Source organism: Fulvivirga kasyanovii, from assembly GCF_009711405.1.
Lineage (GTDB): Bacteria > Bacteroidota > Bacteroidia > Cytophagales > Cyclobacteriaceae > Fulvivirga > Fulvivirga kasyanovii.
This window is the reverse complement of the sequence record NZ_SMLW01000610.1, coordinates 1-8,335: the sequence shown is the minus strand read 5'-3', so window position 1 is coordinate 8,335 and position 8,335 is coordinate 1. Positions and strand designations below refer to the sequence as shown.

Genomic DNA, 8,335 nt, shown 5'->3' with positions numbered 1-8,335 from the left:
CGGCAAAAGCAGTAAGCAAACTCGTATAATTCAAACAATGATTTCAGAGGCAAGTTTCACATTACTAGTTTTACTGTCCAATCCATTCACTCCCGGGTTTTATGCTTAATCCTTGGTTATACCACCTGAATAGTTTTGGTTTTCTTCCCATTGACTTGCTGCGGGATTTCCAGCCTCAGGATGCCATTATTAAGGGTGGCTTTGATCTTACTTTGGTCAATATCAGGCTTCAGGTTGATTACCTGGCTGAATATTTGCGTTGGCACTTCCTTTTTGACATAATTTGCCTTATCCGCCTCTTTTTTCCTGGCTGATACGTAAAGTATATCATTTTTTACCTCCAGGTCTATTTCATTTTTATTGAACCCGGGTACGGCCAATTCAAAAATAAGTACTTCTCCCTGCTTCTTGACATTGGTTGGTGGTTTTACCATCCAACTGTCTTCAAAAGCACTCCTTCCCATAAAATGATCAAAGTCAAAGAATGAAGCATACCTGTCGCCTATTCTATGGAAGGGTCCTGTTCGCTGTTTTAATAGTCCCATGGCAATTTAACTTTTGGTTTAATCAAATTTACCCTTTCTACTCATTGGGATGAGCGACTTGCGTCATGAGTGGGAATGATTTTGGTCACGGTTTTTGGTGGCTGGTGGCTGGGTGCTGGTCTCTGGTTACTGGTTTCTTGTTGACAATCCCTGAATACGGTTGACAGGTTTGACTAACAAATTACTATCGGACAATCATGAACCTGAGGTTCTTTTCTTGATCTAAAATCAGAGAGGTTCGATGCCTCTCTGATTTTACAATTACCTTCGGCATAAACAATCACCTTCGGTCTATCTTGGTCACTTAAACTTACTAATTCTCTTTGGAATTGTATAGGTTTCATATCATTTGGTAAATGGTTGTGAATTCTTTTGTTATTATAATGGTAAACTGCTCTCCTCACTTCTTTTTGCAACTGCCTGAAAGAAGTTATGTTCCAAAGCTTCAAATATTCATTTTTTATGGTTCCATTGATTCTTTCTGCATAGGCATTATCCTGAGCGCAAATCCCCATACTAATCTTAATATCTCTGTCTTTAAGCAGCTTTTGGTATTGCAGATCCACGTACTGACTACCTCTGTCAGAATGGTGAATCAGTTTACTCAGGTCTGTTCCTGATGACTTCAAAGCCATTTTTAAGGCAGAGATATTGGCTTCAGCTCTCATGTGATCACTAACAGCATATCCTTTAATTACCTTGGTATAGATATCTATTATAAAAACCAGATAGTAAAACCTGCCATTACAATAGAAATAAGTAATGTCAGTTTGCCACACTACATCTGCTGCATACACCAACATCCCACTGATCAGGTTAGGAAAACGGATATGTGTGGGAATAGTAGTTCTTTGAAAGTTCTTCCTTTTTACAACTCCGTAGCCCAGGGATTGAAATGTGGAGATAAACCGATCCCTACCAATCCAGGCAGGGCGCAGACTCCGATAGATCTTTTCCAGACCACAGCCCGGATGCTCAGCCCTGATTAATTTTACCTGCTCTTCTAATTCCAGTAAAAGAATCTGCCTGTTTGTTTCTTTTTGCCGATGTTGATGATAAGCCTGCCTGCTCACCCCTGCCACTTGATATAGTTCTTCCATAGAAAAGCCTATTCCCTTCCTTGCTGAGAACCATTCGAGGGTGGGGTATCTGAGTTTTTTTTCAAATCGATCCCAAATTGCTCCCTGGCTAAATCAATCATTTTTTCTAAATACTCGATATTTAGTTGCTTCTGACCCAGAGCTCGTTCAAGTTCAGCTATTCGCTTCTCATAGTCTTTCAACCTTTTTGTAGCACTGTCTTTCATTTCTACTATTACCGTGGATCTTTGGTTATAGCTTGAATACTTGTGTATCCAGCGATAAATAACCGTAGTCTGAATATCAAACAGCCGTGATAATTCTCTGACCGTATACTCTCCGCTCTCATATTCTCTTATTCGAGCTCGTTTAAAATCTTTGCTAAACTCCCTACGCCTGGTTAATTTAATTTTTTTTGACATGGTTTTCACTTTAAATTGTGTCAACCTATATCAGGGACGGACAGGCATTGGCTGCTGGGTATTGATGTTGGTGGTTTGCTTGGTGTTGCTTGTCGACTGCTTCTGTATATTAACACAGCTTAAATAAAAAGCCACCGGATGTATCACCATCCGGCGGCTCTGTTCAACCTAACCTAATTTATTACCTTATGGTAGCCAGGCGTATCCGTTCCTGTTTTTCCATATGAAGTACTTTTCCAGAAACACTTTGCCGAGGTCATTGAAAATGTTGGGCAGCAGTACTGCAAACTGACGCGGCTTGAAGAGGTGATTGGCAATGAGATATATCTCTTTGTGCCCTGCATCCATTACACATAGTGCGGGAATCCTGCCCCATTCTTTGCTCACCAGCTTTGTTTTTCCATTGATCAGCTTAATAATATTGCCTGCAACAATTTTACCCGTTACATCACTGGGGTAGCCTGTTTTGGGTACGCCAAAAGGTGTATTAACTATTTCGAAAGGAGGGGCAACTTTGACTGCAAGGCCGGCTGCAAATACATTTTCATATTTAATGTGCTGGTATGTGCCTGTCACTTCTACAAATCCTTTTGCATCTACCAGTTTCGGACTGGCTTTCATTACATCCGCCCCTTCAAAAGGAGGCATCAGCATGGCCATTTTGTATGGCAGCTCCTCTCCTGTTTTTAATGTAATTTTGTTGTCCTCGATCTTTGCTATACTGGCATCGGTGATCCATTCGATGTTATAGAGTTTCATGAACATTTTCAACATCTTTTCTCCACCTGGCATGCCGTCTATACCAAAATTTCCAAGATAAGGCTCCGGAGTGATCCAGTAGAGTTTTACTTGTTTTCTTACTCCCCTGAGACGAAGCTCTTTATCCATATTAAAAAGGTATTCGTATGCTGCGCCCATACAACTCGCTCCCTGGGTGGCTCCTACCACGACAGGACCGGGGTCTTTGACCAGCTTCTCAAAGGCTTCCCTGGTTTTCATGGCAAGTTTGGGGATTACAATATTCTGGATCTTGTTGTCTTCCGGCTTCAGACCATCCACCACACCGAAGTTCATTTTCACACCGGTAGCCACCACGAGGTATTCGTAGGTCAGTGTTTTTCCCTCAGGCAGGTATACAGTATTTATTTCAGGGTCAACACTTTCAGCAGGTGCTTCAATAAATTCAATATGATTGTTTTTGAATATTTTTCTGAAGTCAAACCTGATATCTTCAATATTTCTGCGTCCGAAAGGCACCCATATCAATGAGGGTACATAAAGGAAGTCGTGACTTGGTGATACTACGATCACTTTGTACTCATTCCTTTTGCCTTTGAGTTTTTTTACCAGTTGCATCGCTGCAGTGTAACCGGCAAAATTGCTTCCGAGAATGACAATATTTTTCATGGCTCTGCAGGTAGCTGCGTTTAATTGAGAACTTTGATTTTAACTAATAGTAAAATTAAACTCTGCAAGCCAGCCAAACGATGACAGTCATCAGGAATTAAAGTGACTTTTTACCTTTTTTGAGGCTCTTCAATAACTCCATTGATACCTTAATATAAAGAGGTGCCCCAAAGCCTCCTCTCCAAATCAGGCAGGATAACTTCCGGGGCACCTCATTTAATCGACAGATTAAACTGTCAAAAGCGTAAATTAAGTAACCTACTCCAGGATTATTTTCTGCTCATAGCTGCTATCATTTACCATCAGTTTCACAATATAAACCCCTTTGACCAGCCTGTCGAGGTGAATAGGCTCGCCTGCGTAATTGCTTTCATAGACTATCTTTCCTGCTACATTCAACACGCTCACTTTTGCGTTTTCCATTTGCGCTCCGGTTAGCCTGATATAAATGGTTTTCTGAGTCGGGTTAGGATATACCACCAGTTGCCTGATTTCGGCAGTGACCTCTTCTTGCCGATGCGGTGCTACTGCTGACGGAGACACGTTGATGGTGTAGTCTTCCATTTCACTATGGTACTGGTCATTGCATGGCGTTGGAGTTTCTCCGTAGGTAGTCCTCACTCTTAGCCTGTAGACCCCACTGGTTCCGGAAGGGATCGACACGGTAGATGAATATGATGCAGAGGCTCCTACTCCACTCAGCACTTCTTCACCTGCATCATTAAAATCCCCATCTTTATTCCAGTCTATCCATGCCTTGGCCCTTGATCCTGCCCAGGTGTATTGCGGAGTGACCACCAGTGTTTCCGAACCACCCTGAACCACGGTGGCAGATATACTGGTGTAATCTGAGTAGCCATCTGCTTCATAGGTTGTGGTGTTGTCTATGCTTCCAAACCTGACGCGTCTTACATACTGGCCTGAGGGGTTGCCATTGGTCACAGCACAATATGATACTGCCTGATGCGTGGTAGCACTTGCACTGTTTGAATAGCTTGAATAACTGCTTTGCTTTCTGGCTCTGACCCTGTAGCTGTAACTGGTTGCTGCCTGAAGGTTCTGGTCAGAATAGGATGTAACACCTTCACCAACCTCGGTGATGGAGACATAAGAGCCGCCATTATCAGAACGCTGAATTTCAAATGCTTCTTCATCCGCAGAGTTGTCGCTCCAGGAGAGGTCAATCTGAGAACTGGAAACGGCTTGTGCTGACATATTGGATGGCGCAGGAAGGGTAGCTCCGGATCCTATATTGGCTGTATAATCCTCCACTTCCCCATACTGAAAGCTTTCGCAGGCCGTGGGCACTCCGCTGTACTTCATAGATACACGAAGCCTGGTGGCACCCTGCAATGCTCCCGAGGGTACGGTAAGTGTGCCTTGCACGGTCTGACTGCTACCCCCTGAATCAAAAGCCAGTTCGTTGGCATCGTCAAAATCACCATCCTGGTTAAAATCAACCCATACCCTGAAGTACTCCTGATAGGTCTGTCCACTGAATCCTGGTGTAAGGGCTATGCTGTTGCCCCCCTGAGCGAGTGGAATAACGAGACTGGTAAAATCAGAGTAATTGGTGGCACCTGAAGGGTTTGAAAAGCTTCCTACGGTTACATTGGCAAGATGCTCATATGAAGAATTGCTACTGGTGGAAGCACAATATGCTATTCCCGGGTCTTCTACGGTGATGTAGCCGGTTTTAGTTTCCGTGTCGTTACCGGCACTGTTGGTTACGGTGAGCGTAACATCATAAATACCTGCGATTGCGTAGGTAACTACAGGGTTTTGTTCCGTGCTGGTCGCAGGTGTACCTCCGGGAAAACTCCAACTCCATTGGGTTGGTGAATTGGTAGATTGGTCCGTGAAGCTGATGCTACCGCCTTCAGTAATCACAGTTTGGTCAGCAGCAAAGGCCGCTACCGGGGCTGTTGCACCTCCGCCAGAATATATATCCGCCACCCAGAGGCCACGGCCGTATGTGCCTGCATAGATCTTTCCGGCTGTTTCATGGATTTCCAGTTCATTGACAATTACGTTGGGAAGGCTTTGGGAATACAGGATCCAGCCTCCGGTGTTGTCATCTTTATAATAAACGCCCACATCCATACCGGCATAGATGCCATTGGCTGAGTTTTTATGCCATACTACACAGTTGGCACTCATGTCTGGCAATGTACCTGAAATATTTGTCCAACTGTTACCTGCATTGGTAGATATGTATATTTTTTGGCCGCTGTAGCCCCTGATAGCTACTGCTACTTTTTGCGGATCGTCAGGGTGCACCGAGATATAATTGACTATAGCTGGCAGGCCATTGGTGATGTTGGTCCAGTTACCACTTCCTCCATTGGTGGTGCGGTAAATACCGTTTTCTGATGCTGCATATATATAGTTAGAATTAGACGGGGCGATAGCTATGCTTTCTATGGTTGCATTACCTGCCCTGCCTGCATTTTGCCACGACTGCATGCTATTGCTGCTTTTCTTTATTGTTCCTCCCGACAACCCTACGTAAAAAGTGCCGGAAACATCCTGCGCCTGGGCATAGGGCACTACCCAGGCTCCTGTACCTGGGCCATTTAAGCTGATGGAGTTCTCTCCACCGGAAGTACTTTTATACCATGACCCGCCGTTTTGGGTGGTACCATAAACTACATTGGTATTGTCTTTATCTACAATGGCTTCTCCGCCGTCAGCTCCCAGCCACTCATACCATGTTGAGTTTTTGTATACGCTGGTACCGTTGTCCTGCGCTCCGCCAGCTACCATGGTATGGTCGAGTCTGGAAACTCCTATGCCATAAAACTGGCGTGTAGCGATGCCATTGGAGAGGTTCAGCCAGGAATCTCCCCGGTCGGTCGTCTCTACAAGGTAACCATCATTTCCGATATAGAGCGTATTGCCCACGTATTCCATAACGTGGATATCAGGGTGTACTGCAGGCACTCCGTCTGGGCCGGTTACATGGGTCCATTTGGAGGTCTGGGTCCAGTTGGCTCCGCCATCAAGTGACCTGTAGGTTACTACACCACCAACATGTACCTCATTGTAATTGGTGGGGGAAACGGCTATATCCAGGTCATACCAGGACTGGCTGCTGTTGTCGTTCGGGGTATATCCCATGAGGTTATATCCGTTGCCTGAGCTTTTTCTTGTGGTGAAGGAATTGCCACTATCTGTTGACCGGTATATTGCTCCCGCTCCAATGCCATAAACAATATAAACGTAACCGGGTGCTGAAGGACTTACGGCAAGGAATGCTCTATACGAAGAAGAAAATGAGCTTGGCAGCCCGCTGGTAACTACAGAAAATGAATTACCTCCATTGGTTGATTTTAAAAAGTTAGGCCCGGTAGCGTATACTATATTGGGATCTCCGGGCTTAAACTCGATATCATATACACGTTGGTTATAAATTTTAGCCCAGTTTGCCCCGGCATCAGTTGTTTTGTAAATTCCGTCTGAACCTGCTACCAGCAAAATATTGGGGTTACTTGGGTGCATGATAATCCTGCCGAGGGCCTTGCTTTGAGACACGTCGTGTTGCAAGCCTGTTGACTGCCAGGTGGCACCTCCATCTGTTGATTTCATAACGCCAATACTGTAGGTGTCCCAAGAGTCGGGATCTCCGGTGGTGATATAAACTGTATTGGGGTTGGTATAATCAATGACAATATCCGAAACACCTATAGCGGCGAGGTCATCGGCAATGGGTATCCATGAATTACCTCCGTCTGTAGATTTCCAGGCCCCGCCGGATGGTGATCCGACATACATGAGGTTGGGGTCGTTTTCCAACCGGGCAAAAGCCTGTATCCTGCCCACGCCAGGTGCCCAGCTTGTGGTTACCTGCTCCAGCCTTCCGGGCCCGAGTGGCGACCAGTCATTAACCGCATTGGTACGCGAGGTGGCCGCGGCTTTGGCTTTGAAGGCAGCGTATTTTTTCCAGCTTTCATCCTGGCTTATGATTGTGCCATCGGGCCGGCTGCGGCGCTTCATAAAATATAAAATGCGCTGCATCTGCTTATAGCCACTACCTCTTCCGGTATCATGGGTTTCGTAATAAGCATCTGTCGCTCTTTTTATTTCCTCGTAGGTTCCGCCTTCCCTGAGAACATCCCAAGGCTTTTTGGTTTGGGCGTAGTTCATACTAACGGCTCCCATGAGTAAAATCATGAGCAGCACATACTTCCGTAGTGTGAAGTAATAGTTCTTTTTCATAGTTAGAATTGGTTTGGGTTTGGTTGTTTATAGTTGTTTAAAATAAATAGGTAGTCCTGGCGCCCTCGCTGAAAGGGCACAGTAATTCATTGCCTGCAACCAGATGGCTTGCCGGAGACATTACATTGTCACCATGTACACTTTGAGTTTTACATGATTATGCCGGAGGGCGGCTACGAGCGGTTAATTACTCGTTCATGTATGGTAATGGTATTTTGATGTTTTGTTAAGGGGCATAGGGTTTTTGGTTTTAGGTTGCAAATTCATTCAAATAAACCAGATCGGGGTCTACTTGAAATATTAACCTCCAATTTAAGGAGGAAATACGGACATGGCTTATGTAAAATTATCCAATAGTAATACGATATTGATTACATGGTGTAATGCGAGGGAAAGACACAGTAAAAGTTTTTCTTCTGTAAAGGGATTACGTTTGGCCTGTGATATTGAATTTGAAAGGGAAACTGTGCTCAACATTCCGGTTATGGGGCGTAGCTGGCTTGAGCATTGGTTTTGTGAGGCTATGATTTTATTTATAAGGTAGCCGTTTATTTTTTTTTATTTTTTTATCATTTCACCGTTTAAATAATCTGCATAGGCTTCAATTTCCCCATTCTCATTAAACCAAATATGCCGACCGTCTTCTTTTCCATTTACGAATATT

At 44.4% G+C, this 8,335-nt stretch carries 5 protein-coding genes; all 5 read right to left on the bottom strand.

The features are described from left to right. Positions 1 to 116: 116 nt before the first annotated feature. The 5 genes from E1163_RS19035 to E1163_RS19015 all read right to left on the bottom strand — a co-directional run bounded on the left by E1163_RS19035 (position 117) and on the right by E1163_RS19015 (position 7,671). The gene (locus tag E1163_RS19035; RefSeq protein ID WP_155174051.1) at positions 117 to 545 is read right to left on the bottom strand and encodes an Hsp20/alpha crystallin family protein; all 429 of its coding nucleotides are present in this window, start codon (positions 543 to 545) and stop codon (positions 117 to 119) included. 173 nt (positions 546 to 718) lie between these two features. Continuing rightward, on the bottom strand, positions 719 to 1,645 hold the full coding sequence (locus E1163_RS19030; RefSeq protein ID WP_246223772.1) for an IS3 family transposase: 927 nt from the start codon (positions 1,643 to 1,645) through the stop codon (positions 719 to 721). A gap of 8 nt (positions 1,646 to 1,653) precedes the next feature. Then, complete coding sequence (locus E1163_RS19025; RefSeq protein WP_155174050.1) at positions 1,654 to 2,046, bottom strand: transposase; 393 nt, start codon at positions 2,044 to 2,046, stop codon at positions 1,654 to 1,656. Between the two features lie 186 nt (positions 2,047 to 2,232). Beyond that, entirely contained in the window at positions 2,233 to 3,453 is a 1,221-nt protein-coding gene (locus E1163_RS19020) for an NAD(P)/FAD-dependent oxidoreductase (protein WP_155174049.1), read from the bottom strand. Positions 3,454 to 3,711: 258 nt separating this feature from the next. After that, complete coding sequence (locus E1163_RS19015; RefSeq protein WP_155174048.1) at positions 3,712 to 7,671, bottom strand: GEVED domain-containing protein; 3,960 nt, start codon at positions 7,669 to 7,671, stop codon at positions 3,712 to 3,714. Positions 7,672 to 8,335: the final 664 nt, after the last annotated feature.